The organism is Allobosea sp. Root483D1 (assembly GCF_001429505.1).
Lineage (GTDB): Bacteria > Pseudomonadota > Alphaproteobacteria > Rhizobiales > Beijerinckiaceae > Allobosea.
Genome location: NZ_LMJW01000022.1, coordinates 921,054 through 947,698, shown reverse-complemented (window position 1 = coordinate 947,698; position 26,645 = coordinate 921,054). Strand labels below are relative to the sequence as shown.

Annotated in this window: 21 protein-coding genes and 1 tRNA gene; 7 read left to right on the top strand and 15 right to left on the bottom strand. The window is 66.7% G+C overall.

Going from position 1 to position 26,645, the window contains the following annotated elements; all coding sequences use genetic code 11:
- Nucleotides 1-36: 36 nt before the first annotated feature.
- The 4 genes from ASE66_RS27185 to hflX all read left to right on the top strand — a co-directional run bounded on the left by ASE66_RS27185 (nt 37) and on the right by hflX (nt 5,505).
- On the top strand, nt 37-2,283 hold the full coding sequence (locus tag ASE66_RS27185; protein WP_244495075.1) for a sensor histidine kinase NtrY-like: 2,247 nt from the start codon (nt 37-39) through the stop codon (nt 2,281-2,283).
- A complete protein-coding gene (locus ASE66_RS27180; protein ID WP_057192823.1) occupies nt 2,280-3,647 on the top strand; it encodes a sigma-54-dependent transcriptional regulator in 1,368 nt (455 codons plus the stop codon). The genes ASE66_RS27185 and ASE66_RS27180 overlap by 4 nt, the downstream gene beginning before the upstream one ends.
- Before the next feature lie 197 nt (nt 3,648-3,844).
- Nucleotides 3,845-4,093, top strand: coding sequence for an RNA chaperone Hfq (gene hfq / locus ASE66_RS27175; RefSeq protein ID WP_057192822.1), 249 nt, complete (start codon nt 3,845-3,847; stop codon nt 4,091-4,093).
- A 62-nt stretch (nt 4,094-4,155) separates the two neighbouring features.
- Entirely contained in the window at nt 4,156-5,505 is a 1,350-nt protein-coding gene (gene hflX, locus ASE66_RS27170) for a GTPase HflX (RefSeq protein ID WP_082613821.1), read from the top strand.
- 52 nt (nt 5,506-5,557) lie between these two features.
- Here hflX and ASE66_RS27165 read toward each other — a convergent pair whose 3' ends face one another.
- The 10 genes from ASE66_RS27165 to ASE66_RS27120 form a co-directional block, all read right to left on the bottom strand.
- Nucleotides 5,558-7,186: a phytoene desaturase family protein gene (locus tag ASE66_RS27165; protein WP_057192821.1), complete on the bottom strand. Its 1,629-nt coding sequence runs from the start codon at nt 7,184-7,186 to the stop codon at nt 5,558-5,560.
- A gap of 49 nt (nt 7,187-7,235) precedes the next feature.
- On the bottom strand, nt 7,236-7,565 hold the full coding sequence (gene hspQ, locus ASE66_RS27160; RefSeq protein ID WP_082613759.1) for a heat shock protein HspQ: 330 nt from the start codon (nt 7,563-7,565) through the stop codon (nt 7,236-7,238).
- 112 nt (nt 7,566-7,677) lie between these two features.
- Nucleotides 7,678-8,727 (bottom strand): HpcH/HpaI aldolase/citrate lyase family protein, encoded by a 1,050-nt coding sequence (locus ASE66_RS27155; RefSeq protein WP_057192819.1) that lies wholly within the window; start codon nt 8,725-8,727, stop codon nt 7,678-7,680.
- A gap of 125 nt (nt 8,728-8,852) precedes the next feature.
- On the bottom strand, nt 8,853-9,962 hold the full coding sequence (locus tag ASE66_RS27150) for a DUF2865 domain-containing protein (protein WP_156412347.1): 1,110 nt from the start codon (nt 9,960-9,962) through the stop codon (nt 8,853-8,855).
- A gap of 262 nt (nt 9,963-10,224) precedes the next feature.
- Complete coding sequence (locus ASE66_RS27145) at nt 10,225-13,371, bottom strand: efflux RND transporter permease subunit (RefSeq protein WP_057192817.1); 3,147 nt, start codon at nt 13,369-13,371, stop codon at nt 10,225-10,227.
- Nucleotides 13,371-14,633 carry an efflux RND transporter periplasmic adaptor subunit gene (locus ASE66_RS27140; RefSeq protein ID WP_057192816.1) on the bottom strand — a complete coding sequence of 421 codons (1,263 nt, stop codon included), beginning with the start codon at nt 14,631-14,633 and terminating at the stop codon, nt 13,371-13,373. The genes ASE66_RS27145 and ASE66_RS27140 overlap by 1 nt, the downstream gene beginning before the upstream one ends.
- Before the next feature lie 215 nt (nt 14,634-14,848).
- Nucleotides 14,849-15,259 (bottom strand): MAPEG family protein, encoded by a 411-nt coding sequence (locus ASE66_RS27135; protein ID WP_162262538.1) that lies wholly within the window; start codon nt 15,257-15,259, stop codon nt 14,849-14,851.
- A gap of 98 nt (nt 15,260-15,357) precedes the next feature.
- Nucleotides 15,358-16,851 (bottom strand): IMP dehydrogenase, encoded by a 1,494-nt coding sequence (gene guaB / locus ASE66_RS27130; protein ID WP_057192814.1) that lies wholly within the window; start codon nt 16,849-16,851, stop codon nt 15,358-15,360.
- Nucleotides 16,852-17,031: 180 nt separating this feature from the next.
- Nucleotides 17,032-17,493, bottom strand: coding sequence for a hypothetical protein (locus ASE66_RS27125; RefSeq protein WP_156412346.1), 462 nt, complete (start codon nt 17,491-17,493; stop codon nt 17,032-17,034).
- A 269-nt stretch (nt 17,494-17,762) separates the two neighbouring features.
- Nucleotides 17,763-18,095: a hypothetical protein gene (locus ASE66_RS27120; RefSeq protein ID WP_057192812.1), complete on the bottom strand. Its 333-nt coding sequence runs from the start codon at nt 18,093-18,095 to the stop codon at nt 17,763-17,765.
- 293 nt (nt 18,096-18,388) lie between these two features.
- Between ASE66_RS27120 and ASE66_RS27115 the strand changes: the two genes are divergently transcribed.
- From ASE66_RS27115 to ASE66_RS27105, 3 genes are all read left to right on the top strand, one after another.
- Nucleotides 18,389-19,828, top strand: a complete 1,440-nt coding sequence (locus ASE66_RS27115) for an MFS transporter (protein ID WP_057192811.1) — start codon at nt 18,389-18,391, stop codon at nt 19,826-19,828.
- Between the two features lie 46 nt (nt 19,829-19,874).
- Complete coding sequence (recJ, locus tag ASE66_RS27110; RefSeq protein ID WP_057192810.1) at nt 19,875-21,677, top strand: single-stranded-DNA-specific exonuclease RecJ; 1,803 nt, start codon at nt 19,875-19,877, stop codon at nt 21,675-21,677.
- Between the two features lie 93 nt (nt 21,678-21,770).
- Nucleotides 21,771-21,845, top strand: a tRNA-Glu gene (locus ASE66_RS27105).
- Between the two features lie 110 nt (nt 21,846-21,955).
- On the opposite strand, the gene ASE66_RS27100 is transcribed toward ASE66_RS27105, so the two are convergent.
- The 5 genes from ASE66_RS27100 to ASE66_RS27080 all read right to left on the bottom strand — a co-directional run bounded on the left by ASE66_RS27100 (nt 21,956) and on the right by ASE66_RS27080 (nt 26,591).
- Nucleotides 21,956-22,993: an amino acid ABC transporter substrate-binding protein gene (locus ASE66_RS27100; protein ID WP_057193443.1), complete on the bottom strand. Its 1,038-nt coding sequence runs from the start codon at nt 22,991-22,993 to the stop codon at nt 21,956-21,958.
- Nucleotides 22,994-23,037: 44 nt separating this feature from the next.
- Nucleotides 23,038-23,664 carry a L,D-transpeptidase gene (locus tag ASE66_RS27095; RefSeq protein ID WP_057192809.1) on the bottom strand — a complete coding sequence of 209 codons (627 nt, stop codon included), beginning with the start codon at nt 23,662-23,664 and terminating at the stop codon, nt 23,038-23,040.
- Between the two features lie 15 nt (nt 23,665-23,679).
- Nucleotides 23,680-24,177, bottom strand: a complete 498-nt coding sequence (locus ASE66_RS27090) for a hypothetical protein (RefSeq protein WP_082613820.1) — start codon at nt 24,175-24,177, stop codon at nt 23,680-23,682.
- A gap of 170 nt (nt 24,178-24,347) precedes the next feature.
- Nucleotides 24,348-24,821 (bottom strand): nucleoside deaminase, encoded by a 474-nt coding sequence (locus tag ASE66_RS27085; protein ID WP_057193439.1) that lies wholly within the window; start codon nt 24,819-24,821, stop codon nt 24,348-24,350.
- 84 nt (nt 24,822-24,905) lie between these two features.
- Nucleotides 24,906-26,591 (bottom strand): hypothetical protein, encoded by a 1,686-nt coding sequence (locus tag ASE66_RS27080; RefSeq protein WP_156412345.1) that lies wholly within the window; start codon nt 26,589-26,591, stop codon nt 24,906-24,908.
- Nucleotides 26,592-26,645: the final 54 nt, after the last annotated feature.

The following is a 26,645-nucleotide window of genomic DNA, read 5'->3' as shown; positions in this document are numbered from 1 at the left end:
GACATAGCCTTGACGACCTCGACCGGTGACATGCGCATGACGCCCCGGACCGACGACCCGCCTCGCCGGGTCTCGGGCTGGCTCGGCGCGCTCGTCGTCGGCTTCGCTCTGGTCTCGGCGCTGACGACCTTCCTCGTGCTTTCGGGCGCGACCCCGGTCGCGCCGGTCCATGAGGTCGTGGTCGGCGTCTTCGTCATCAACGGCCTGCTGATCCTGCTGCTGCTGACCATCGTCGCCTTCGAAGCGGCGGTGCTGATCCGCGCCCGGCGCAAGGGTGTGGCCGCCGCGGGCCTGCATGTGCGGATCGTCAGCCTGTTCAGCATCGTCGCCGCCCTGCCGGCGGTGCTCGTCGCGATCATCGCAACTGCGACTCTGGAGCGCGGCCTCGAGCCCTGGTTCTCCGACCGCATGCGCGACGTGATCTTCAAATCCGTCGAGGTCGCCGACGCCTACACCACCGGGCAATGCCGCTCGCTCGGTCGCGAAATCAGGCTGCTCGCGGACGATCTCGGGCGGGCGAAGACGGCTTACGACGCTGACCGGCGCTGGTTCGAGAACTTCCTGACGGCGCGCGCCACGGCGCTCGGCCTGCCGGTGGCCTGGATCATGAAGCCGCCGGACAACATCCTCGTCCGGGCCAATATCGACGTCCTGCCGGATGCCCACAAGCCGAATGCCGACGCTTTCGACGATGCACAGAGCTCGCCCGAGCCAATCTGCGTGCTGCCGTCGACCGGCCGGGTCTTCGGCGCGCTGATGAAGCTGCCGAGCTATGACGGCGCCTTCCTCTATGTCGCCCGCGAGGTCGACCCGCTCGCGGTCGAATTTCCGGCCGTCGCCCGTGGTGCAGCGGTCGAGTATCTCGGCATCGACGCACGCCGGAAGGGCGTGCAGATCGCCTTCGCCTCGATGTACGCGCTGATCTCGGTGATTCTGCTGCTCTCGGCGATCTGGCTCGGCCTCAACTTCGCCAACGGCCTCGTCGCGCCGATCCGGCGAATGATTCACGCGACCGACCAGGTCTCCAGCGGCAATTTCTACGTCCAGGTACCGATACGACGATCGGAGGGTGACCTCGCTCATCTCGGCGAGACCTTCAACAAGATGACCGCGGAGCTGCGTCGCCAGCGCGACGGGCTCGTCACCGCAAGTGAGGTGATCGACCGGCGCCGGCGTTTCACCGAGACGGTGCTGTCCGGCGTCTCCTCCGGCGTGCTCGGCATCGACGAGGACGGGCATATCACGCTCAGCAACCGTTCTGCCGAGACCCTGCTCGGCGGCGGGCGTCTGCTCGGCGAGCCTGTCGCTCGCGTCGTGCCGGAGATCGCCGGCTTCGTCTCCGAGGCGCTGACCAACCGCCAGCGCCTGAGCTCGAGCCAGGCCGCGATCACCCGCGGTGGCCGCGAGCGCATGCTCAACATCCGGGCGACGCGCGAAGGCGAGGGGGCCGGAGCCGGGCTGGTGGTGACGCTCGACGACATCACCGATCTCGTCTCGGCGCAGCGCACAGCCGCCTGGGCCGACGTCGCCCGTCGCATCGCCCACGAGATCAAGAACCCGCTGACCCCGATCCAGCTCTCGGCCGAGCGCATCCGCCGCAAGTTCGGCCGCGTCATCGTCGATGACAAGGAGATCTTCGACCAGTGCACCGCCACGATCGTGCGGCAGGTCGAGGACATCCGCCGCATGGTCGACGAGTTCTCCTCCTTCGCGCGCATGCCCAAGCCATCGCTGGCGCGGGACGACATCGTCGAGACGGCACGGCAGGTCATCTTCCTGATGCGGGTCGGCAATCCCGAGATCGACATCTCCGACACTTTGCCGGAGAATCCGGTGCTGGCGCATTTCGATCGGCGCCTGATCTCGCAGGCCCTGACCAACGTCATCAAGAACGCGACCGAGGCGATCCAGGCCGTACCGACCGAGGAGCGCGGCAAGGGGCGCATCGAGATCGGTTTCGAACGGACGCAGGATGGACGGATCGTCATCGACATTCTCGACAACGGCAAGGGTCTGCCGGCCGATCAGCGCCAGAAGCTGCTCGAGCCCTACATGACCACCCGCGACGGCGGGACGGGGCTCGGCCTCGCCATCGTCGGCAAGATCCTCGAGGACCATGGCGGCGGCATCGAGCTGCTCGACCGGCCCGACGGCGCCCGCGGCGCGCGGATCAAGCTCTGGTTCATCGAGACCGGCCCGCCGCCGGCCGGCGAAGACAGATCAGAAACTGGCAATAGCACGGCGGATTCCGCCACAAGACAAGTGAACGGGACGAAGGCATGAGTGCTGACATTCTCGTCGTCGACGACGAGGTCGATATCCGCGAACTGGTGGCCGGCCTCCTGGAGGACGAAGGCTATCGGACGCGCAAGGCGGGCTCCGCCGACGAGGCGCTGGGCGCGATCGCGGCGCGGCGACCAAACCTCGTCTTCCTCGACATCTGGCTGCAAGGCAGCCGGCTCGACGGGCTGCAGGTGCTGGAGCTGATCAAGGAGAGCCACCCCGACCTCGCGGTGGTGATGATCTCCGGCCACGGCAACATCGAGACCGCCGTCTCGGCGATCAAGAGCGGCGCCTACGACTTCATCGAGAAGCCGTTCAAGGCCGACCGGCTCGTGCTCGTCGCCGAGCGCGCGCTCGAAGCCTCGCGGCTGCGGCGCGAGGTGCGCGATCTCAAGACCCGTTCGGTCCAGGCCAGCCGGATCGTCGGCCGCTCGACCGCGGTCAACCAGCTGCGCCAGACGCTGGAGCGCGTCGCGCCGACCAATGCCCGCGTGCTGATCACCGGCGAGCCGGGTTGCGGCAAGGAACTGACCGCGCGCACCTTGCACGACGCCTCGACCCGCTCGTCCGGCCCCTTCGTCGTGATCAACGCGGCGACGATTACGCCCGAGACCATGGAAGAAGAGCTGTTCGGCGTCGAGGGCGGCGACGGCCGCTCGCGCCGCGTCGGCGCGCTCGAAGAGGCCCATGGTGGCACGCTCTACATCGACGAGATCGGCGACATGCCGCGCGAGACCCAGAACCGCATTCTGCGCGTGCTGGTCGACCAGAACTTCCAGCGCGTCGGCGGGGCGACCCGCGTCCATGTCGACGTCCGGATCATCTCCTCCAGCAGCCGTGACCTCGCCAAGCTGATCGCTGACGGGCTGCTGCGCGAGGACCTCTATCACCGGCTCGGCGTGGTACCGATCCGCGTGCCGGCCTTGTCGGAACGGCGCGAGGACGTGCCCGAGCTGATCGAGTTCTTCATGGACCAGATCTCGGTCGCGACCGGCCTGCCGAAACGCCGGATGGGTGGCGACGCCATGGCGATCCTGCAGTCGCATGAATGGCCCGGCAACGTCCGGGAGCTCCGCAACAATGTCGAGCGGCTGATGATCCTGACCAAGGGCGATCCGATGGCCGAGATCACGGTCGACATGCTGCCGGCCGAGGTCGGCGCCATGGTGCCGACGACCCCCTCCGGTTCGGGCGGCGAGAAGCTGATGAGCCTGCCGCTGCGCGATGCGCGCGAGATCTTCGAGCGCGAATATCTGATGGCGCAGATCGCCCGTTTCTCCGGAAACATTTCGCGCACCGCCGAGTTCATCGGCATGGAGCGTTCAGCTCTCCACCGTAAGCTTAAATCGCTGGGGGTGGGCTGACCTCAGGCTGCCGTGTTGCACTGCACGCAGGGCGGCAGGCCGAATTTCGCGTCTCGCAACCCTTGCGCGTTCTCGCCGGGTCACGATCTAATGAAGCGTCGGTGTCCCGAATGCCCGGCGATTGGCGCCGAAGCCTAACGGGACGATCTGGATCGCATGCGCAAGCCGATGTGCGATCCCAACAACAGGGGCTACCCATGGCCGCAGAACGGGCCCAGAATCTTCAGGACACGTTTCTCAATCATGTCCGCAAGCAGAAGATCCCTCTCACCATCTTTCTCGTAAACGGCGTCAAATTGCAGGGCGTCGTCACCTGGTTCGACAATTTCTGCGTGCTGCTGCGCCGGGACGGGCATTCCCAGCTCGTCTACAAGCACGCGATCTCGACGATCATGCCGGGTCACCCCGTGCAGCTGTTCGAGCCCGAGGACACGGACAAGGCCTGATCGTGGGCGGGAAGGCCGGCAACTCGACGACGACGGGCGGCGGTAACGCGATCGGGATCTCGATCGATGCGGCCGAGCACGCCCTCGCGGCCGACACCCGCGCCTTCGTGGTCGGCCCGTATCTGGCGCGCCATGCCGCCAGCCGGGCCGCCACGGCCGACGAGAACCAGCGCAACCACGCGGCGCGGCTGGACGAGGCCTTCGGCTTGGCCAGCGCCATCGATCTCCAGATCGTCGAGGCGATCCCCGTGGTGCTGACGGCGCTGCGGCCCGCGACCTATCTCGGCAAGGGCAAGGTCGAGGAGCTCTCCGAGCGCGTCAAGATCGAGGAGATCGGCCTCGTCGTGATGGATTGCGCGCTGTCTCCGGTGCAGCAGCGCAATCTGGAGAAGACGTTCGGCTGCAAGGTCATCGACCGCACCGGCCTGATCCTCGAGATCTTCGGCCGGCGCGCCCGCACGCGAGAGGGTGCGCTGCAGGTCGAGCTCGCCCATCTCAACTACCAGAAGAGCCGGCTCGTGCGCTCCTGGACCCACCTGGAACGCCAGCGCGGTGGCTTCGGCTTCCTCGGCGGCCCGGGTGAGACCCAGATCGAGGCCGACCGGCGTATCATCCAGGAGCGGATGACCAAGATCGAGCGCGATCTCGACAGCGTGAAGCGCACCCGCTCGCTGCATCGCGCCAGCCGCAAGCGCGTGCCTTATCCGGTCGTCGCGCTGGTCGGCTACACCAATGCCGGCAAGTCGACCCTGTTCAACCGCCTGACCTCGGCCGAGGTGCTGGCGCAGGACATGCTCTTCGCCACGCTCGATCCGACGGCACGGGCGCTGAAGCTGCCGCATGGTGCCAGGATCATGCTGTCGGATACGGTCGGCTTCATCTCCGAGCTGCCGACGCAGCTCGTCGCCGCCTTCCGCGCCACCCTCGAAGACGCGATCGAGGCCGACGTCCTGCTGCATGTCCGCGACGTCTCGCATGAGGACACGCAGGCCCAGGCCGCCGATGTCCAGGGCATTCTGCGCGATCTCGGCATCGACCCGGAAGACGGCGACCGCGTCATCGAGGTCTGGAACAAGGCCGACCTGCTCTCGGGAGAGGAGCGTGAGCGCCAGGGCGCGCTGACGGCGCTCAAGCCGGGCGCCTCGCGGCCGGTTCTGGTCTCTGCCCTGACCGGCGAGGGCATGGAGCGGCTGACCGATGCGATCGAGCAGCGTATCGCGCGGGCCCGGCCGGTCTATCGGCTCATTCTGGAGCCGGGCGACGGCAAGTCGCTGGCTTGGCTGCATGCCAATGGCGAAATCCTCGAGCGCGAGGATGCGGAGGACGGCGCGCTCAGCCTGCTGGTGCGGCTGCCGCCCGAGCGGGAAGGGACCTTCGGCGCACGCTTCCCGCAGGCTGAACGCATCGGTTAGCGTCGCCCTCTGATCGGTGGGCGCTGCGGCCGTCCCGGGTCGATAAGCTCGGTTACACCCGCAACGGTCGCAGCCCGAAGCGCCGGGGCTGCAGATCGGCAAGCACGGAGCGCGCCGCATTATGGCCCGGCGCGCCGGTGACGCCGCCGCCAGGATGGGCACCGGAGCCGCAGAGATAGAGGCCCGGCACCGGCATGCGATAATCGGCGTGGCCGAGCACCGGGCGGGCGCTGAAGAGCTGGTCGAGCGTCAATCGGCCATGGAAGATGTCGCCGCCGACCAGTCCGAAACGGTCCTCCAGATCGGTCGGCGCCAGAGCCAGCCGGCCGATGACGGAGGCGCGGAAGCCCGGTGCGTAGCGGTCCACGGTGTCGATCATCAGATCGGCCACCGTGTCGCGATGCTTGTTCCAGCTTTCACCGTCCGGCAGGCTCGGCGCGACATGCTGGCAGAACAGGCTCGCGACATGCCGGCCGGCGGGGGCGAGGCCGTCGTCGAGCGTCGACGGGATCAGCATCTCGACAATCGGCTCGCCCGACCAGCCCGACAGCCGCGCCTGCGCATGGGCACGGTCCATGTAGGCAAGCGACGGCGCGATGATGATGCCGGCGGTGAGATGGTCGCCCGGTTCCGGCAGGCAGGCGAAGCGCGGCAGCTCCGACAGCGCCAGATTCATCCGGAAGGTGCCGGAGCCCGAGGCATAGCGGCGGATGCGCTCGCCGAAATCGGTCGGGACGATCGCGGGATCGACGAACCGTTCGAACAACAGGCGCGGGTGCAGGTTCGACACCACGGCGCGCGCCCGCACCACATCGCCCCGCTCCGTCACGGCGCCGACGGCACGGCCTTTCTCGGTTAGCACCTGCGCGACAGGCGTCTCCAGTTTGATCTCGACGCCTTGCTCCGCGCAGGCCCGCGCCATCGCCTGCGTGATCGCGCCCATGCCGCCCAGCGCATGGCCCCAGGCGCCGCGCTTGCCATTGACCTCGCCGAAGACGTGATGGAGCAGCACATAGGCCGAACCCGGCGTATAGGGGCTGGCATAGTTGCCGACGACGCTGTCGAAGCCGAACAGCGCCTTGACCGGATCGCTCTCGAACCAGCCGTCGAGCCAGTCGCCGGCTGATTTGGTGAAAAGGTCGACGAGATCGCGCCGGCCGGACTGATCGAGCCCGGCGATACGCCGCCCGAGCGACGCTGCTTCCAGCATCTGCGGCAGGGCGGCAAGCCAGCCGCCTTCTCCGAGATTGGGTGGTGCCTGCAACACAAGATCGCGGAGCATCCCGGCGATGCGTTCGAGCCGCTCGCCATAGGCCGGTAGTCGCTCGGCGTCGCGAGCGGAGAACTTCGCCACCTCGGCCTCGGTCCGGCCTTCTCCGGCCGCGAGATAGCGCCCGTCCGGCAAGGGCAGGAAGTTGGCCATGCGCCGCTCGACGATGCGCAGCCCATGCCGGGCGAGCTCCATCTGCGCGATGATGCGTGGATTGAGCAGGCTGACCGTGTAGCTCGCCGTGGAATTGCGGAAGCCGGGATGGAACTCCTCGGTGACGGCTGCGCCGCCTACCACGGCGCGCCGCTCCAGCACGGTGACCTTCAGCCCGGCCTTGGCGAGGTAGAAGGCGCAGACGAGCCCGTTATGGCCACCGCCGAGAATGACGATGTCGGCATGGCTGACGCTCACGAACCTGCCCTTTCGCCGGCATGGAGCCCGGGCACCGGAAAGCCGGCGCTCAGTTCAGCTCGGCCTTGTCGAGCCGGTACTTGCCCTTGCGGTCGCGCCGGAAATATTCGCGCGCCTGCGGATGCCGGACCGGCCGGCCGGACTCGTCGATCACGAGATTTTGTTCCGAGACATAGGCGACGTACTCGGTTTCCTCGTTCTCGGCGAAGAGGTGATAGAAGGGCTGGTCCTTCGACGGCCGCAGATGCTCCGGGATCGCCAGCCACCATTCGTCCGAGTTCGAGAACACCGGATCGACGTCGAAGATCACGCCCCGAAACGGGTAGACGCGATGGCGCACCACGTCGCCGATCCGAAATTTCGCCGTGCGTGATTCCATGATCCTCGTTCAGCCCAAAACCGGCCCGTCACAGCCGATGTCGCCGCCCCCTGCGCTTGACGTAGGATTACGTCGCAAATGCGTCAATATCCGTGGATGTCGCGGGCGAGCCTCAGAAGCCGTAGCGCGCCGCCAGCGCCGGATCGCGCCCCGCCACCTGCCGCGCCAGGTCGACGATGACCTTGGCCTGTTTCCAGGTCGCGTCGTCCTGCATCTTGCCGTCGATCATCACCGCGCCCGAGCCGTCCGGCATTGCCTCCAGGATGCGCCGGGCGAAGGCGATCTCGTCCGGATCTGGGCTGAAAACGCGCTTGGCGATCTCGATCTGCGAGGGATGCAGCGTCCAGGCGCCGGCGCAGCCGAGCAGGAAGGCGTTGCGGAACTGCGCCTCGCAGGCGGCGGCGTCCGAGAAGTCGCCGAACGGGCCGTAGAACGGCTTGAGGCCGGCCGAGGCGCAGGCGTCGACCATCTTCGCGAGGGTGTAATGCCAAAGATCCTGCTGCGCGATCGCGCGCGGGCCGCCATCGGGCGCAGGGTCGGCGATGACCTTGTATTCCGGGTGGCCGCCGCCGACGCGGGTGGTCTTCATCGCGCGTGAGGCGGCAAGGTCGGCCGGCCCCAGGCTCATGCCGTGCATGCGGGGGGAGGCGGTGGCGATCGCGTCGACGTTCTTGACGCCCTCCGCGGTCTCCAGGATGGCGTGGATCAGCACCGGCTTGGGCAGGGCATGGCGCGCCTCGTATTGCGCCAGCAACTGGTCGACATAATGGATGTCCCAGGGGCCCTCGACCTTCGGCACCATGACGACGTCGAGCTTGCCGCCGATCTCGCTCATGATCGCGGCGATGTCGTCGAGGAACCAGGGCGAATTCAGCGCATTGACACGGGTCCACAGGCCGGTCGCGCCGAAATCGGTCGCCTTCGCCAGCGCGATGAAGCCGTCGCGGGCGGCCAGCTTGGCCTCGACCGGAATGGCGTCCTCGAGATTGCCGAGCACGATGTCGACCTGGCCGGCGAGCTCGGGAACCTTGGCGCGCACCTTCTCCAGATGCGGCGGCACGAAATGGATCATGCGCTCCAGCCGCAGCGGCAGCTCGCGATAGGGCTCGGGCGCGCCGATCGCCAGCGGACGGAAGAACTGGCGCGGCGTCTTGGTCGTCATGCTCGGCTCCATGCTGCAATGCAGCGAATGTGCCGGAAGGGCAGCCCGCCGTCCATCGGTCTTTCGACGAGATTTGGGTGAATTATCCTAGGGCAAAAAGCCTAGGATAATTATCTCAAGACCGTTCAGTTCCGCGCGAACGGCGTCTGCAGCACCACGCGCGGCGGGTTGGCGATCGGATCGCGCGGATTGAGCACGCCGCGCAGGCCGAGCGCATCGCTGGCGTAGTTGTCGTCATGCAGGCTGGCTTCGCGAATCCGCATCTGCCGGCGCAAGGCGCGCACCTGCGCTTCCATGTGCGAGATGCCGACCTTCTCGTCGATCTTGCGGCGGTCGCTGGCGGTCAGTTCGGGCGAGCCGCGGAAATCGCGGAAATCCGCGGTGGTATAGGGCCATTTGCCGGAGCCGGTGAAGGTCCGCACCCGCCCGTCGAGCACGATGCTGTCGCCGGGCCGCAAGGTGAAGTCGCGCAGCAGCGAGACGCGGCGGTCGTTCGCAGTCGCGATGGCGGGCCGGCAGGCCGGATCGGCGCCGCGCTCATAGGCATAGGCCATCGGCAGCGCGCGATAGGTCTTGCCGTCATTCGCCACGGCGTCGTCGATGGTCGCGGCGCCGGCCGCGACCTTGAAGACCTTGACCGGCACGCCCGGATTGGCGGCCTGGCAGAGCGCCTCATGCGCCCGCAGATCGGACTGGCTGCGCAGATGGCCGATCGGGGCGTGGAAGCCGTCGCAGAGGCGCACGCAGATGGTCCGCGTCACATCGGCCGCGCCGGACACCGTGTCGTAGCGGATCGCCGGCAGCTTCGGCTTGTGCTGCGCCTGTTTCGGTGCGGCCTGGACCGGCTTGAACGGATTGAGCTCGACCGGCGGCGGCGCGAGGCGCCCGTCCGGACGCGCCTGCTGGAAGAAGGGCAGGGACCAGGTCTGGCGGGCCGGGGCATAGGCCGACACGGGGACGGAGGCGTAGGCGGCTCTCGTCGGGACACGCTCGGCGCGGTTGGCGGCCTCCTGGCGATGGAAGGCGCGGATGCCGGCATCGTCCTCGGCCTGGACCAGTGAGACGGTCAGGATCGTGCTGCCAGCGCCGAGCGCGAGCCCGAGGCCGGCCATGGCCACGAGGCGCAGGCCACCGCTGCGGCCACGCGAAACGGAATTCACTGTCGTCGAGGAGCTGGAACCGGTCGGCGGGACAGGATCGGAACGCAGGCAATCGACATTACGGACACGAAGCACCGCGATCACTCCATCGCTCGCTAGTTCATTGTCCGCCGCTTGATTGGCTTAGTTTACTTTTCGTTAAGGTTCAACGGGCGCCGCATTTCCGCCACCGGAAAGCGGGCTTCATCGTTAACAGCCGAAATGGTGCGGGTCGTCCCGGGCGACCGCAGGGAGACCCGGGACCCATTCCGGAACCTCTTTCGGCAAGGCTCAGGAATGGATCCCGAATCTACGCTTCGCTCCGTCCGGGATGACTAGGACGAGGCTGAACGCTCCCTCAATCCGGCTGCCGATGCACCGCCTTCGGGATCGCGACCGGGATCGCGCCCGGAACCGACGCCGCTTCCTCCCGTTCGCCGCGACCGCGGCCGGAGATGAAGCTGTCGACCTTGTCGAGATAAAAGTAGACGACCGGCGTGATGTAGAGCGTCAGCAATTGCGAGACGACGAGGCCGCCGACCACGGCGATGCCGAGCGGCTGGCGCAGTTCCGCGCCGGCGCCGGCGCCGAGCGCGATCGGCAGCACGCCGAAGATCGCGGCGAAGCTCGTCATCATGATCGGCCGGAAGCGGACGAGCGCGGCGTCGCGGATCGCGGTCAGCGCATCGTCGCCCATCTTGCGACGCTCGATCGCGAAATCGACCATCATGATCGCGTTCTTCTTGACGATGCCGACCAGCATCAGGATGCCGATGATCGCGATCACCGACAGGTCCATGTGGAAGTACTGCAGGGCTAGCAAGGCGCCGAGACCGGCCGAGGGCAGGCCCGACAGGATCGTGATCGGGTGGATGAAGCTCTCGTAGAGAATGCCGAGGATGATGTAGATCACCAGGATCGCGGCGAAGATCAGCAGGCCCTGGCCCTTCAGCGCATCCTGGAAGAGCTGGGCCGAGCCGGCAAAGCTGGTCACGATCGAGGCTGGAAGATTGACCTCGCGCTCGGCCGCGCGGATCGCGTTGACGGCGTCGCCGAGCGAGACGCCCGGCGCGGTGTTGAACGAGATCGTCACTGCCGGCTGCTGCGAGATCCGGTTGACGGCGAGCGGCCCGACGCTCGGCTTGATCGTCGCGACCGTCTCGAGCGGCACGTTCTGGCCGTTGGCGGCCTTGAGCAGAAGGCGCGACAGCACAGCCGGGTCCTGCTGGTAGGCGCGGTCGGCCTCCATGATCACCTGGTAATCGGTCGACGGGGTGAAGATCGTCGCGATCTGGCGCGAGCCGAAGGCGTTGCCCAGTGCCTGGCGGATCTGGTCGCTGGAGATGCCGAGGCTGGCGGCGCGCTCGCGGTCGATATCGATCGAGAGCTGGGGATTGCGCAATTGCAGATCGATATTGGCGTCGCGCAGCTGCGGCAACTGGGCGAGCCGCTGCTGCATCAGCGGCGCATAATTGAAGAGGGCGCCAAGATCGGGCCCCTGCAGCGAATAGAGATACTGCGCCCGCGAGGAGCGGCCGGCGTTGAGGTTGATGTTCTGGACCTGCTGGAAGACCGCGGTGATGCCCGGCACTTCGGAGACGGCGCGACGCAGGCGCCCGATCACCACATCGGCCTTGTCGCGCTGGTCCTTGGGTTTCAGCGCAATGAACATGAAGCCGTTATTGGTGGCGTTGAAGCCGCCGATGTTCGAGGTCAGGTAGTCGATCGCCGGATCGGCCTTGACGATCTCGGCGACGCGCATCTGGCGCGCCGCCATCGCCTCGAAGGAGGTATCTGGCGGGCCTTCGGTGGAGGCCCGCAGCAGGCCGGTATCCTCGGTCGGGAAGAAGCCCTTGGGCACGTCCATGTAGAGCTGCACCGAGACGTAGACCGTGCCCAGCGTCACCAGCAGCATCAGGAAGCGCGCCTTCAGTACCGCGTCCAGCGTCCAGCGATAGGCGCTGAGCATGCCCTGGAAACCGGCTTCAAACACGCGTTCGACAATGTTCGGCTTCTTGTGGTGGTCATGCGCCTTGAGGAAGCGGGCGCAGAGCATCGGCGTCAGCGTCAGCGAGACGAAACCGGAAACGATGATCGCCGCCGCGATCGTGCCGGCGAACTCGGCGAAGACCTTGCCGACCACCCCGCCCATGAAGAAGACGGGGATGAAGACCGCGACCAGCGAGATGGTGATCGACAGGATGGTGAAGCCGATCTCGCGCGAGCCGTCGAGCGCCGCCTGGAACGGCTTCTTGCCCATCTCGATATGCCGGATGATGTTCTCCAGCATGACGATGGCGTCGTCGACGACGAAGCCGACCGCAAGCGTCAGCGCCAGCAGCGAGATGTTGTCGAGCGAATAGCCCAGCGCGTGCATGATCGCGAAGGTGCCGACCAGCGAGATCGGCAGCGCCAGGGTCGGGATCACCGTCGCGGCGAAACTCTTCAGGAACAGGAAGATCACCATGATGACGAGGGCGATCGCGATCATCAGCGAGACCTCGACATCCTCGACCGCCTCGCGGATCGGGATCGAGCGGTCGTTGAGCACGACCAGGTCGATCGCGGCCGGCAATTGCGCGCGATAGGCGTCGAGACGGCTCTTGATGCTGTCGACGACCTGGACGGTATTGGCGTCCGACTGGCGATAGACCGCGAGCATGATCGAGCGCTGGCCGTTGTACCAGCTGCCGGTCTGGTCGTTCTCGACCGAATCGAGGATCTGCGCCACGTCGTTGAGGCGGATCGGCACGCCATTCTTCTGCGAGATGATCAGGTTGCCGTATTCGCCGGCGCGCTCCATCTGGCCGGTGGCGCCGAGCGTCAGGCGCTGGTTGGTGCCGTTCAGCGTCCCGACCGGGGAGTTCGAGTTCGCGGCGGCGATGGCGCTGCGGACATCGCTCAAAGCGAGGCCGCGAGCCGAGACGGCATCCGGGTTCACCCGCACCCTGACCGCATATTTCTGTGCGCCGAAGACGTTGACCTGGGCGACGCCGGCCAATTGCGAAATCTGCTGCTGCAGAATGTTCTCGCCGAACTCATGAACCTCGTAGAGCGGCTTGGTCGCCGAGGTCAGCACCAAGAACAGCACCGGCTGGTCGGCAGGATTGACCTTCCTGAAGCTCGGCGGCGCAGGCAACTCAGGCGGCAGGCGCCGGGTCGTGGCGCTGAGCGCCGCCTGCACGTCGAGCGCCGCGCCGTCGATATTGCGGTTGAGGTCGAACTGCAGCGTGATCGAGGTTGAGCCCTGCTGCGAGACCGATGACATCGAGGTGATGCCGGAGATCGAGGCGAACTCGCGCTCGAGCGGGGCGGCGATCGAGGAGGCCATCGTCTCCGGGCTCGCACCCGGCAGGCGGGCGCTGACATTGATGGTCGGGAAATCGACGCGGGGCAGGGCCGCGACCGGCAGCTGCTTGAAGGCGAACAGCCCGAAGATCAGGAACGTCGCCATGAGCAGGGTCGTCATGACCGGGCGACGGATGCAGGCCTCGGGCAGGTTCATCAGCCTGCGCTCCCGCGTTGGGAGGTCAGATTGGGTGCCGGCGGGCTCTGGCCGCCGCGGCCGCGCTCGGTTGTGCGCGCGCCTTCGGTCAAAAGCAGTTGCCCGTCGATCACCACGGTCTCGTCACCGGTCAGGCCCGAGGCGATGACGGCGCGGTCGTCGACATTGCGGGCAACCACGATGGGCCGGGCCCGGGCGAGGGCGTTCTCGATCACGAAGACATAGGAGCCGTTCTGGCCGGTCTGGACAGCCTCGCGCGGCACAGTGACGGCATCGGCTTCGGTCCGCAGCGTCAGCCGGACCTGGCCGAGCGCGCCGGGCCAGAGCGTCTCATCGGGGTTGTCGAAGCTGGCGCGAAGCTGGATCGTGCCCGTCGTCGCGTCGACGGAGTTGTCGACCACCGCGATCGCGCCTTCGACGCTCTTGCCGGCGCCTTGCTGGGTCGCCTGGACGCCAGCCGTCTTCGCCAGCATCGCCTCGCGGATCTCCGGTAGGTAACGCTGCGCCACGGCGAAGCTGACATAGATTGGATCGATCTGGTTGATGGTTGCCAAGGTGGCCGAGCTGTCGCCGCTCTTGGCGATGTTGCCTTCCTTCAGTGCGGCGACACCGACGCGCCCGGAGACCGGCGCGGTGATGGTGTAGTAGCTGAGCTGGACACGCAGGTTGTCGACGGCAGCTTCGCCGCCGCGGATCGCAGCGCGCAGCGTGCTCACGGCGGTGCGGGAGGTGTCGAGGCGCTGGTCGGTGGCGATCTCGCGCCGGGAGAGCTCCTCCGCCCGGCGCAGATCGGACTCGGCCGCGATGAGCGAAGCCTTGTCGCGCGCGACATTGGCCTCGGCCTGGCGCAACTGCGCTTCGAGCTGGCGCGAGTCGAGCCGGAACAGCACGTCGCCCTTGTTGACCATGGCGCCGTCACGGAACTCGACCGCCATGATCTGGCTGTCGACGCGCGAGCGGATGTTGACGGTGGAGATCGCCTGGACTGTGCCGATCGCATCGATCCGGACCGGCATCGCCCGGCGCTCGACCTTGGCGGTGACGACCGTCACCGGCGGCCGGCTGGCCTGCCCGGAGCGGTTACTGCCCGCCGGAGCGGATGCGCTCGCCGCCGGCTTGACTGGCCCCGGGATCACCTTGCCGTAGGGGACCTGATCGAGCGGCCAGGGTACCGGACGCCCGGTGTAATGAAGAAACGCGCCCGCGGCGAGAACGCCCGCGGCCGAGAACAGAGCCACACGCCCGAAAGTCAGGACTGCCATAGAAAGCCTTGCGCCACGGGGAGCGCTACGTCGACCCTGTCGAACGGCTGCTCCCCAAACCGTCCTCACCGCAAGAGTTTAGCATGAAGACGGCCGAGTTTCGACGCAAGTCACCAACACGGTTTATTGAGCGCTGTAGCGACGATGTGACAGGACGACAATTCAGCCGAGCGAAATCGTCGCCACACGTCTTGCGTGCGTAAAGTAAAAGCCGCTCAGACGACGGCAATCACAATGCCGAGCCACATGAAGAACAGGCATGCAACGCCGACCGCAAAGACGATCGCGCGCTGTTGCAGCCTGTTCGAACCAGTGTGGATCAGTGTATGGACAACCCGGGTTGCCACATAAGCCCACGCCAGCGCCGCCATGACATAGCCGGTTGCGCCGACATGCATCGCGATCAGGATCAGCGCGAAGAACAGCAGCGGGGTCTCGAACTGATTACTGAAATTGGCTGCGGCGAGCCGCGCTGGCTCCGGATAGCGTTCGGTCGAGACCGCAATATCCGCCAGCCGGACCTCCTTGTTGGCGAAGGCCTTCTGGCGCCGCAGGAACACGATGACGAGGACGACGAAAGTCCAGAGGATCTGGGCCAGCGCCGGATAGATCAGCTTGAGCGTCATGTCGTCCTCGTCCTGAAGCATCGGACCGAAAAGTGGTCCCGGTTTCGGGCTGATCCGAAGCTCGATGAAAAGAAGGATCGCCTTGTGGCGATCCAGCGTTACGAGCGCGTCGGATAGTTCGGGCTCTCGCGGACGATGGTCACGTCGTGAACATGGCTCTCGCGCAGGCCCGCACTGGTGATGCGGATGAAGCGCGCCTTGTTGCGGTAATCCTCGAGATCGCGACCGCCGACATAGCCCATCGCGGCGCGCAGGCCGCCGGCGAGCTGGTGCAGCACGTTCGAGACCGGCCCCTTATAGGCGACCTGGCCTTCGATACCCTCGGGCACCAGCTTCAGCGCATCCTTGATGTCCTGCTGGAAATAGCGGTCGGCCGAGCCGCGCGCCATCGCGCCGACCGAACCCATGCCGCGATAGGATTTATAAGAGCGGCCCTGGTACAGGAAGGTCTCGCCCGGGGTCTCGTCCGTGCCTGCGAGCAGCGAGCCGACCATGGCGCAAGACGCACCGGCGGCGAGCGCCTTGGCGAGATCGCCGGAATATTTGATGCCGCCATCGGCGATGACCGGGATGCCGGCCTTTTGCCCGGCCGAGGCCGCGTCCATGATCGCAGTGAGCTGCGGTACGCCGACGCCGGCGACGATGCGGGTGGTGCAGATCGAGCCCGGGCCGATGCCGACCTTGATTGCGTCCGCGCCGGCATCGATCAGCGCCTGCGCGCCGCCGGCGGTCGCGACATTGCCGGCAATGACCTGGACGGCGTTGGAGAGCTTCTTCACCCGCGTGACCGCTTCCAGCACCTTGGCGGAATGGCCATGCGCGGTGTCGACGACGATGAGGTCGACGCCCGCCTCGATCAGCAGCTCCGAGCGCTCAAAGCCGAGATCGCCGGTCGTGGTGGCGGCTGCAACCAGAAGCCGGCCATGAGAATCCTTGGCGGCATGGGGATGGGCGACCTGCTTTTCCATGTCCTTGACGGTGATCAGGCCGATGCAGCGATAATGGTCGTCGACCACCAGCAGCTTCTCGATGCGGAACTGATGGAGCAGGCGGCGCGCCTCGTCCTGGCCCACGCCCTCGCGCACCGTGATCAACCGGTCCTTGGTCATCAGTTCGGAGACGGGCTGTTCGGGATTGGCGGCAAAACGCACATCGCGATTGGTCACGATGCCGACGAGCTTGCCGTTATGTCCTTGCGGGCCGCGCTCCACCACCGGGATGCCCGAGATTCCGTTGTTCTTCATCAGCGCGAGCGCATCGGCCAGCGTCTCGTCCGGGTGGATGGTGATCGGATTGGCGATCATCCCCGATTCGAACTTCTTGACGAGGCGGACCTGTGCCGCCTGCTGGTCGGGGTCGAGATTGCGGTGCACGACGCCGAGGCCGCCGGCCTGGGCCATGGCGATCGCCATCTTCGCCTCGGTGACCGTGTCCATTGCCGAGGCGATGATCGGCAGGTTGAGCGAGATCGTCTTGGTGAGCTTGGTCGCGATGTTGACATCGCTCGGCATCACCTCGGACGGGCCCGGCTCGAGCAGCACGTCGTCGAAGGTCAAACCGTCGCGAATGAGGCCGTCAGTGATCGTCGCCATCGTCAACTCCGGGGCCGGTACGGCCGGCACTGAAAAGGGGCAGGGCGGATATGCCCTAAGCCGAGTTGACGAGGCCCGATATCACGCGTGAGACGCGCCCGCTAGGGGCGGTGCAACAAAAACTGCCAAGGCGGTCGCGGCACGGAGCCGCGGCCGCTCACGCATCCGAAGCAGCGCTGCCTACTGCTGCTGTGCCGGGCGAGTACGGCCCGCCTGCCGTGCTACAGGAGCTTGAGCCTGTGGCGCGACGCCGAAGCAGCCCAGCCCCATCATCGTGCTGCCTTTGGCGTTTGCCATCTGCTGGCATTCTTTCTGGCGGGCGCAGTTCATCGTCCGCAGAATATCGCCTGAGCCCGGCGTAACGACACGCATCGCGCAGCCTTCCTCCCAGCTCGTCGACTGGGCCAGGGCAGGTGCCTGCCCGGCGCCGAACAAGGCGGCTCCGGCCAGCAAGGCGACCGCTGCGCCATGGCGGAACGCGCTGGCGGTCAAGGTGCGTGAGTTGCGATGAAACAAGTCGATCATAAAAAGGTCTCTCGCGGCGATCGCCGCGGCTCGCTGAAATAATGCCCCGTCAATGCTCCAGATAGTGATCGGCTTCGGCAATGACACCGTTGCTGCGGGCGCGTGATCGACATTCACGTCTTCGTGTCGAGGCCGACGGGACGATGCTTTACCGACCAGGCGCCGTCAGCTCCTCAAAATCACGAAGACCATCGTGATTCTGCTGGGGCATCAGAGTGAGACAGCCTGATCATAGAGCCGCAAGACTTGCCCCGGGTCCTGCGGCTTTCCTTCTGGAGCGCGCGCCGATCAGATCGCACCGCAATCTGATCGGACAACGCGTTCTCTATCAGTATCTTAGAGACCGATTCACCGATCAGGTTGATTCAACCTGATCAGATCCGGATCTAGCGTCTGGCGTAGCTCGACCGCGGCGCCGAGCCCGCATTGGCGATGGCCGAAGGCGCCACCATGATGCAGCCATTGCCTGTAAAGGGGCTACCTTGCGCGTCGGCCATCTGCTGGCAGTAGTTCTGATCGAGGCATACGCGCTCGCGCATCATTTCGTTATAGGCTTGGGGCGCGACCGGAAAGGTGCAAACACCCTTCCAGTTCGTGTCGAGCGCCGCCGCCGGCGTCGCCGTCAAGCCTAGGAAGGCCCAACCTGCGCCGAGGGTCAACGCGCACAGCCTCGCCCCGATGACACGACGCGATCCCTGAAAAACAGCTTGACTGATCATGAGACACCTCCTGCCCGGCGGCCTGCTGCATGGGCGGGTACGAAGTCATCGCCCCTCTCACAGGAAATAGGAACGATTCAGTCAAAATGATCCGCTTCAAACGCATGGCGGAGGTGCTATCACGTCCTTGTGATGCTTTGGGTGCGGGTCGAGATGTCGCCGTTTTCAGAGGCGACATCACATTGCGTCATGCGCCGCGTGCAACCCTCGTCACCGGGCTCCGATCGGCTCTCGCCAGCCGGATACACCCGCATTAAAGGGCAGCAGGCGGCCAAATCCGAAAGTCCAATTCCTTGCAGCGCGCCAAGCTCCTGCCTCTGATCGTCGCTTGCGCGCTGTTCATGGAGAACACCGACTCGACGGTGATAGCGACCTCGCTGCCGGTGATCGCCAAGTCGCTCGGCGAGGACCCGATCGCCCTGAAGCTGGCGCTGACCTCCTATCTCGTCAGCCTCGCTGTCTTCATCCCGATCTCCGGGTGGATGGCCGACAAGTTCGGGGCCCGCACCATCTTCAGGACGGCGCTCGGCATCTTCATGCTCGGCTCGGTGCTCTGCGCCTTCTCGAACTCGCTCGGCGCCTTCGTCGGGGCGCGCTTCGTCCAGGGCATGGGCGGGGCGATGATGGTGCCGGTCGGCCGGCTCGTCATCCTGCGCAGCGTCGAGAAGTCGGAGCTGGTCAGCGCGCTCGCCTATCTGACGGTGCCGGCGCTGGTCGGGCCGGTCGTCGGGCCGGTGGTCGGGGGCTTCATCACCACCTATTTCGACTGGCGCTGGATCTTCTTCATCAACCTGCCGATTGGCCTGCTCGGCATCGCGCTCGCGACAATGTTCTTCGAGGACGTCCGTGAGGAGGACGTCGCTCCGCTCGACATCACCGGCTTCCTTCTGTCCTCGACCGGCTTTGCCGCGCTGATGCTCGGCCTCGCCACGGGCGGGCGCCATCTCGTGCCGGTTGCGGTCTCCTATGGCTGCGTCGCCTTCGGCATCGCGGCGCTGGTCGTCTACTGGTTCCATGCGCGCCGGCTGGCCTATCCGGTGCTCAACCTCTCGCTGCTGCGGATTCCGACCTATCGCATCGGCGTTCTCGGCGGCTCGATCTTCCGCGTCGGCATCGGTGCGATCCCGTTCCTGTTGCCCCTGATGCTGCAGCTCGGCTTCGGCCTCGATGCGTTGCAATCGGGATTGATCACCTTCGCCTCGGCCGCGGGCGCGCTCGTGATGAAGACGCTGGCGAAGACGATCCTCGCCCGCTTCGGCTTCCGCGGCGTGCTGACCTTCAACGCGTTGATTGGCTCGGCCTTCCTGGCCTGTTCGGGCCTGTTCACGCCGACGACGCCGCATTGGATCATGCTCGGCGTGCTCTTCGTCGGCGGCTGCTTCCGCTCGCTGCAGTTCACCGGCATCAATGCGCTGAGCTATGCCGACGTCTCGAACCGCGACATGTCGAGCGCGACGAGCTTCTCCAGCGTCGCCCAGCAATTGTCGCTCAGCCTCGGCATCACCATCGGCGCCTTCGCGCTCGAGGCCGCCAATCTCTACAATGGCGGCAAGACCCTCGGCGCCGCGGATTTCTGGCCGGCCTTCGTCCTGGTCGGCCTGATCTCGGCCTCGTCGGCGCTGTGGATGATGCGGCTGAAGCCCGATGCCGGCGCCGAGGTCTCCGGCCATGCGCCGGTGAGCGCCCGCAGGGTCACCGCGCAGGCGATCGAGGACCAGAAGCCGCTCGAGTGATGCGCCAAGGATTGACGAAGCCGCACTTCCGGGCCAGCGGTGACGCATGAACTCTGGCCAGAATCGCCTGTTCCTCGGCGTCGGGCACTCGGCCCTCGGGCGCCCCTGGCGCGACCGGCTCGATATCGCCGGCCTGGCGCAGGCTGAAGCGCTGGCGCAGGTCGAGGGCGTGCCCGATACGCTGGCGCGCATCCTGGCCGGTCGCGGCGTGACCTCCAGCGAGGCGCTGCGGCATCTCGAGCCGAAGCTCCGGGACCTGCTGCCGGACCCGTCCGTCTTGCGCGACATGGACCGCGCCGCCGAACGTCTGGCGCAGGCGGCGATCTCGGGCGAGAAGGTCGCGATCTTCGGCGACTATGATGTCGACGGCGCCTGCTCCGCGGCGCTGCTCGCCGGTTTCCTCGCCGAAGCGGGCGCAAGGCCGCGCATCCACATCCCCGATCGCCTGATCGAAGGCTACGGCCCGAATGCCGAGGCGATCGCCATGCTGGCGGGCGAGGGCGCGAGCCTGCTCGTCACCGTCGATTGCGGCACGACCAGCCATGAGCCGCTGCAACAGGCGGCGCGGCTCGGCCTCGACATCGTGGTGCTTGACCATCACCAGGCGCCGGAGCTGCTCCCCGACGTCCAGGCGCTGGTCAACCCGAACCGCCAGGACGATCTCGCGGGCTTCGGCCATCTCTGCGCCGCCGGCGTCGTCTTCCTCGCGCTGGTGGCGACGAATCGCGAACTGCGCCGGCGCGGCGCCTGGCAGGCGAGGGGAAGCGAGCCCGACCTCCTCGCGGCGCTCGATCTCGTCGGGCTCGCGACCATCGCCGACGTCGTGCCGCTGATCGGCCTCAACCGCGCCTTCGTCCGCCAGGGTATCGCGATCATGCGGCAGCGCCACCGGCCCGGCCTCGCGGCGCTGCTCGACATTGCCGGGCTCGACGGCCCCGTGCAGCCCTGGCATCTCGGCTTCCTGCTCGGGCCGCGCATCAATGCCGGCGGGCGTATCGGCGATGCGGCGCTCGGCGCCCGGCTGCTGCTGACATCTGACGAGGTCGAGGCGCGCACGATCGCGGCCGAGCTCAACCGGCTCAACCAGGAGCGGCAAGAGATCGAGCGGGCCGCTGTCGAGGAGGCGGTGGCCGAGGTCGAGCATCGCTTCGAGGATGCCGCTTCGCACCCGGTGCTTCTCGTCGGCTCGGCCGATTGGCATCCGGGCATCGTCGGATTGATCGCCGGCCGATTGAAGGAGCGTTTCCGCCGGCCGGCCTTCGCGCTGGCGCGCAATGGCGATGGCGGCGCGACCGGCTCGGGCCGTTCGATCGCCGGCGTCGATCTCGGCTCGGCGGTGCGGCTGGCGGTCGAGGCCAAGCTCGCAGTCAAGGGCGGCGGCCATGCCATGGCGGCGGGCGTGACGCTGGCGCCGGGGCAGGAGGGGGCCTTTGCGAGCTTCGTCAGCGAACGGCTCGCCAGCGGCGTTGCCAGCTCGCGCGAGGCCGAGGCGCTGCTGGTCGACGCGGCGATCAGCGCCGGCGGCGCCAATCCGCGCCTGCTCGCCGAGATCGACCAGGCTGGACCGTTCGGAGCCGGTTGTCCCGAGCCGGTCTTCGTGCTGCCGGCCCACCGGCTGACCGAGGTGATCGAAGTCGGGGCGGGCGGACATCTGCGCATCAAGCTGCGCGCCGGTGACGGGGCCACCATCGGCGGAATCGCCTTCCGCGCCGCGCGCGAGCCGCTCGGCCAGGCGCTGCTGGCGGCACGCGGCGAGAGCGTGCATCTCGCCGGTACGCTGACGCTGAATCGCTGGGGCGGCAGCGAGCGAGCCGAGCTGCGCGTGGTCGACCTCGCTCGCCCCTCCTGAGAGTTGCGAAAAACCCCGACAGCGGGCTTGCCCAAGCTTCGCCGGGACATTATAGCTCGCCCCGCTTCGCAAGAGCGCTTCGCGCTCCGGCCTGCGGTCTTCGTCTATCGGTTAGGACACCAGCCTTTCACGCTGGGGAGACGGGTTCGACTCCCGTAGACCGCGCCACTCTTCCAGGCGCACACAACTCCGTTCCATCCTGCACCAAGCTTTGTGAGCACCGGTCGATTTCGACCGGTGCCAGGGACGAGGCGGGTTGTGCTCGTCGCCGCCGCGGCTCAGCGCAGCGGCGGGGCGTAGAGGATGCCGCCCATGTTCCAGAGCTGGTTGAGGCCACGCGGGATGGCGAGGGGCGAGCCGGTGCCGAGATTGCGCTCGTAGAGCTCGGCATAGTTGCCGCCAGCCTTGACGGAGCGGACCGCCCAGTCGGACTCGAGGCCGAGCGCCTTACCAAAACCGCCCTCCGCCCCGGTGAAACGGCGCGCATCCGGCTTCTGCGATTTCAACGCCTCGTCGATAGTGGTTGTGCCGATGCCGAGTTCCTCGGCGTTGACCAGCGCGAAATTCACCCATTTCACCACGTTGAACCAGGCGAAATCGTCGCCGCGCACCACCGGGCCGAGCGGCTCCTTCGAGATCACGTCGGGCAGCACCACCGCATCGGTGGGCTTGGCCAGTTTCAGGCGCTCGCCATGCAGGGCCGACTGGTCGCGGGTCAGCACGTCGCATTGGCCGGACTGGAAGGCGGCGAGCGCCTCGGCCGCGCTCGGGAAGGCCTTCTCCTCATAGGTCATGGAGTTGGCCTTGAAGAAGTCGGCGAGGTTGGCTTGCGTCGTGGTGCCGGCCTCGACGCAGACCTTCGCCTTGTCGAGCGAGAGCGCGCTGTCGACCTTGAGCGAGCGCTTGGCCAAAAAGCCCTGGCCGTCATGGAAGGTGATGCCGGCGAAGGCGAGGCCGAGCTGCGCCTCGCGCTCGAGCGTCCAGGTCGAGTTGCGCGCCAGCAGGTCGACCTTGCCGCTTTTCAGCGCGTCGAAGCGCTCGCTGGCCGAGAGCGGCGTGAAGGCGACCTTGCCCTTGTCGCCGAGCACCGCGGCCGCGACGGCCCGGCAGAAATCGACGTCGAAACCGCGCCAATTGCCCTGGGCGTCCTTGTCAGAGAAACCGGCCACGCCCTCGCTGACCCCGCATTGCAGCGTGCCGCGCTGCTTGACCGTATCGAGCGTTCCGGCGACGGCCGGCAGAGTGAACAGGCCTGCCAGCGCGGAGGCGGCGGCGAGACCAAGATTGCGCGAACGAACCGGTGGGGCCTTCGACATGGCGCTCTGCTCCTTACGAAGATCGATGAAGACAGCGAGGCCGGTCACAGCGTCGCCTTGTGGCGGATGACGACCTTGGTCCCGGCCGGCACGCGGTCGTAGAGATCGACGATGTCGCCATTGGCGAGCCGGAAGCAGCCCGACGAGATGGCCTGGCCGATCGTCTCCGGCTGGTTGGTGCCGTGGATGCGGAAGACGGTCGAGCCGAGATAGAGGGCGCGCGCGCCCATCGGATTGCCGGGGCCGCCGGCCATGAAGCGCGGCAGATAGGGCTGGCGTTGCAGCATCTCCGGCGGCGGGCGCCAGTCCGGCCACTCGGCCTTGCGGCTGACCTGGACCTGGCCCGACCAGGTGAAGCCCTCGCGGCCGACGCCGATGCCGTAGCGCAGCGCCCGGCCATTGCCCTGGACGACATAGAGGAAGCGCTCGCCCGAATGGATCACGACCGTGCCCGGCGCCTCAGTTGAGCGGAACAGCACCATCTGGCGGGCATAGGGGCCCTCGGTGATGCTGACCTCCTCGGTCGAGACGCGGCCCGGCTCGTCGCCGATGTCCATCGTCTCCTGCAGCGCCGCGGCCGGGCGCGGCTGGGCGGCGCCGGGCAAAGCGAGCAGGGGAGCAGTGAGGCCGCAGGCCAAAAGGCTGCGCAGGATGAAGCGAGTGGTGCTCATGGGCGTCGTCTCCGATCAGGCGCAGCGGTAATAGATGAAGGTGCCGTAGCGCCGCTGCGCATCCGGATCGACGAAGCGCATCACCAGCATCGACTTGCTGTGCGAGAGGATTTCGCGGTCCTGCGGATCCCCGGCCGGCGCCTCGAAGCCGACATAGGCCTTGCCGCCCCCGGCCTTGAGCCTGAGCTCATAGGGCTTGGGATCGTCGGCGACATGCATCATCACCCCGTCGCCGGCCCCTTGCGTGATCGTGTAGGGCTGCTTGCACCCCGCCCGCGCTTCCGCCTCGGTGCGCTTGCGGTCCTTTTCGGTGTGGAAGGAAGCGATGCCCCAGCGCCCGACCAGGACGTCGCGCGTGATGCCGGTCGGCGCTGGGGCGCTCGCGGCGCTGCTCCCAGAGGACGACAGGCCTTCGCCGCCGCCGCAGCCGGCGAGGAGAAGCGGCAGCCCGACGGCTACGGCGATGATCGGGAAGGGCTTCGTCCTTGCGAACCCGAAACGCTGTTTTCTCATCATCACTCCTCGCCAAGTCGCCAGCTTGTTCGCGGCATCCCAGGGCACCGGGCGATGAGCGCCCCCCGGGCTCAGCCTTAAGACAGCCGGAAGTGCGCTCTCAATCAACCCTTTTCCTTGATCGGTGTGATCGCGGCTCGTCCCAAGGGCGCCGCCGGGGGCGGTCGAGCTCAGCCTCTGCCGGCCTGCCTCTGCCGCCACGCCTCGTAGAGATCCGGCCCGGATTCGGGGCGAACCGGCTCGTAGCGGATCGTCATCGACTGTTCGGAGAAGGGCTTTGCCAGGTCGGCATAGATGGCCGCGGTCGACAGGCCATAGGGTGCGCCATCATCGTTCGAGTAGGCATAGTAGACCTCGCCCACCCCCGCGATCCGCATCGCGGCCATGCACATCGGGCAGGGATGGCCACTGGCGTAGACCGCGCAGCCGGCGAGATTCGGCGAGCCGAGCGTCTGGCTGGCCGCCCGGACGGCCACCAGTTCCGCATGAGCCGTCGGATCGTTGGTGCGCAGGATCTCGTTGACGCCGCGGGCGATGATGCTGCCGTTCCTGACGACTACGGCGCCGAAGGGCCGGCCGCCATTCTCCATATTCGCCTGCGCGAGCGCGATGGCCTCGCAGAGGAAGCGGCGGGGGGCGCTCATGATCGTCTCCATCAGCACCTGGGCTGATCCGCCTTGTGCTGGCAGCGTCGACCGGGCTCTGCCGGCAATGGTACTCGAAAGGATTCACTGCTTCAGATACATGTCCCAGCAAGGCGACAGGGAGACGAGCCGGCGGCCTTCCCGAGCCTGAGCGAAATGCTTCCAGATCGCGGCACGTTTGACCTCGACGGGACATTTCGGCCTCAAGAGGGCGTCGATGCCGCGCAAGGCCTCGAGCATCTCGCGAGTGACCTTGGGATTGGTGCGTTCGGTATCGATGCCGAGCGCGACATGCAGCGGTGCTGCGCGACCGAGCAGGTGGTTGAACGGGCTTACGAAGTCGAGCGCGAAGAAGCCGTTCAGCTGGCGACCGTTGGCCGCCTCCCAGCGCTTGATCGCGTCAATTCCCTGTTGCACCTCCAGCAACCAGGTCGCCTGATGATCGATTTCCGAGAACAGGGTGGCGGACGGGAGGATGCCTCGTTGAACGAGATCCTCATAGGCATCCTGGTACTTCGGATAGTGATCAACCTGCGTGATTGCGCGCTCGGCCAGTTCCGGTTTCAGGCTCACTCGACCGAGCGGTCCGACATCCGGCACGTCCAGTGCCTGGTAGCGCGGCGCGGCGATCACCGCCCGCGCACCTCGTTCGAGGAAGATGATGGCGCTGGGTAGCGACACGGCCATCACGAGAACGAGCACATAAGGGCGCAGAGAATCCCCGGAGCGAGGATAGTAGGTCTTGAGGATCAGGATCAGCGCCGGCCAGAGCCCGATGAATTCCAGCGATCCGCTGTTCTGCGTTTCACCCAAGACCAAAGCGACAAGGCTCGCAGCAAGCCAGCCTAATGGCGAGGCAAGCAGCTCTGCCAGCGAGGGCCTATCGCGCCAGGCAGCGAAGGCAAGCGCCCCGAGCAGCATCAGGCAGGGCGCGATGACGTTGAACTTGATCGAGCCCAGCGTCAGGAAGCGCCACAGGAACGATCCGGTGTTGAGCATCGCCAGGACGAAGACGTCCTCGACATAGGCATAGATCACACCGGTCGAGAGTTCGAGCGTGATCAAGGCGCCAATGACACTCGCCGCGGCAATTGCGGCGTCGCGGAAGCGCATGCGGCCAGCCAGAACGGAGTAGCCGACAAGAACGGCGCCCGACACGGGGCCGGTGACCTTGACCAAGAACAGAGCCGTCATCAGGACCGCGACGAGGCTCGTCAGCAAAACCCGGTTCTCGACGAAGAGAAGCGCCGCCAGCAGCAGGTAGAGCAGCAGGGCGACGTGGCGGTTGTAGTAGCCGAAGCCGTCGAACCCCGGCGACGGATAGAGGCTGTGCAGGTTGATCGGCAGCGAAGTCAGGAACAGGAGCGGGATCAGGATCGCCAGGGCCAGCCGGCGCGAGCGCGCGTCGATATCCCAGGCGATCAGCGCCGCGATCGGCAGCAGGACCGGCACGATCGCCCAGTTGGCGAGCAGGGCAGGCTGCGCGTCCGGGAACAGCTCCCTGATTCCGGCAGTGAGATAGAAGCCGAGCGGGCCGATCGACGTGAAGAAGTCGATATTGGGAATCTGCCCCTGCCGGATGCGCTGGGCGGCGTCGAGATAGATGTCGGTGTCCCAATAATTCGGCCCGAGCGGCAGCCTTATCGGAAGCGCGAGGCCGAGGATCACCGCCACCAGGAACGACACGATCCAGAACGTCGGGGACGCGATGAAATATCGCCAGTGCGCCCCGGATGCCGGATTGCCTGCCGCCGCCTGAGTGCTGGTCATCTTCGCCTGTTCCATGAGCCGTTCGCGGAACATGGCAGAAATATGTTACCCGAT

What these genes read in the sequence shown, in the direction of transcription:
- ASE66_RS27080 (WP_156412345.1), bottom strand. Translation starts at nt 26,591, where the DNA reads ATGACCAGCACTCAGGCGGCGGCAGGCAATCCGGCATCCGGGGCGCAC.
- ASE66_RS27095 (WP_057192809.1), bottom strand. Translation starts at nt 23,664, where the DNA reads ATGAGCACCACTCGCTTCATCCTGCGCAGCCTTTTGGCCTGCGGCCTC.
- ASE66_RS27180 (WP_057192823.1), top strand. Translation starts at nt 2,280, where the DNA reads ATGAGTGCTGACATTCTCGTCGTCGACGACGAGGTCGATATCCGCGAA.
- guaB (WP_057192814.1), bottom strand. Translation starts at nt 16,851, where the DNA reads ATGGCGACGATCACTGACGGCCTCATTCGCGACGGTTTGACCTTCGAC.
- ASE66_RS27120 (WP_057192812.1), bottom strand. Translation starts at nt 18,095, where the DNA reads ATGATCAGTCAAGCTGTTTTTCAGGGATCGCGTCGTGTCATCGGGGCG.
- ASE66_RS27100 (WP_057193443.1), bottom strand. Translation starts at nt 22,993, where the DNA reads ATGTCGAAGGCCCCACCGGTTCGTTCGCGCAATCTTGGTCTCGCCGCC.
- ASE66_RS27185 (WP_244495075.1), top strand. Translation starts at nt 37, where the DNA reads ATGACGCCCCGGACCGACGACCCGCCTCGCCGGGTCTCGGGCTGGCTC.
- hfq (WP_057192822.1), top strand. Translation starts at nt 3,845, where the DNA reads ATGGCCGCAGAACGGGCCCAGAATCTTCAGGACACGTTTCTCAATCAT.
- ASE66_RS27145 (WP_057192817.1), bottom strand. Translation starts at nt 13,371, where the DNA reads ATGAACCTGCCCGAGGCCTGCATCCGTCGCCCGGTCATGACGACCCTG.
- ASE66_RS27135 (WP_162262538.1), bottom strand. Translation starts at nt 15,259, where the DNA reads ATGACGCTCAAGCTGATCTATCCGGCGCTGGCCCAGATCCTCTGGACT.
- recJ (WP_057192810.1), top strand. Translation starts at nt 19,875, where the DNA reads ATGAACTCTGGCCAGAATCGCCTGTTCCTCGGCGTCGGGCACTCGGCC.
- hspQ (WP_082613759.1), bottom strand. Translation starts at nt 7,565, where the DNA reads ATGGAATCACGCACGGCGAAATTTCGGATCGGCGACGTGGTGCGCCAT.
- ASE66_RS27140 (WP_057192816.1), bottom strand. Translation starts at nt 14,633, where the DNA reads ATGGCAGTCCTGACTTTCGGGCGTGTGGCTCTGTTCTCGGCCGCGGGC.
- ASE66_RS27155 (WP_057192819.1), bottom strand. Translation starts at nt 8,727, where the DNA reads ATGACGACCAAGACGCCGCGCCAGTTCTTCCGTCCGCTGGCGATCGGC.
- ASE66_RS27085 (WP_057193439.1), bottom strand. Translation starts at nt 24,821, where the DNA reads ATGAGCGCCCCCCGCCGCTTCCTCTGCGAGGCCATCGCGCTCGCGCAG.
- ASE66_RS27090 (WP_082613820.1), bottom strand. Translation starts at nt 24,177, where the DNA reads ATGAGAAAACAGCGTTTCGGGTTCGCAAGGACGAAGCCCTTCCCGATC.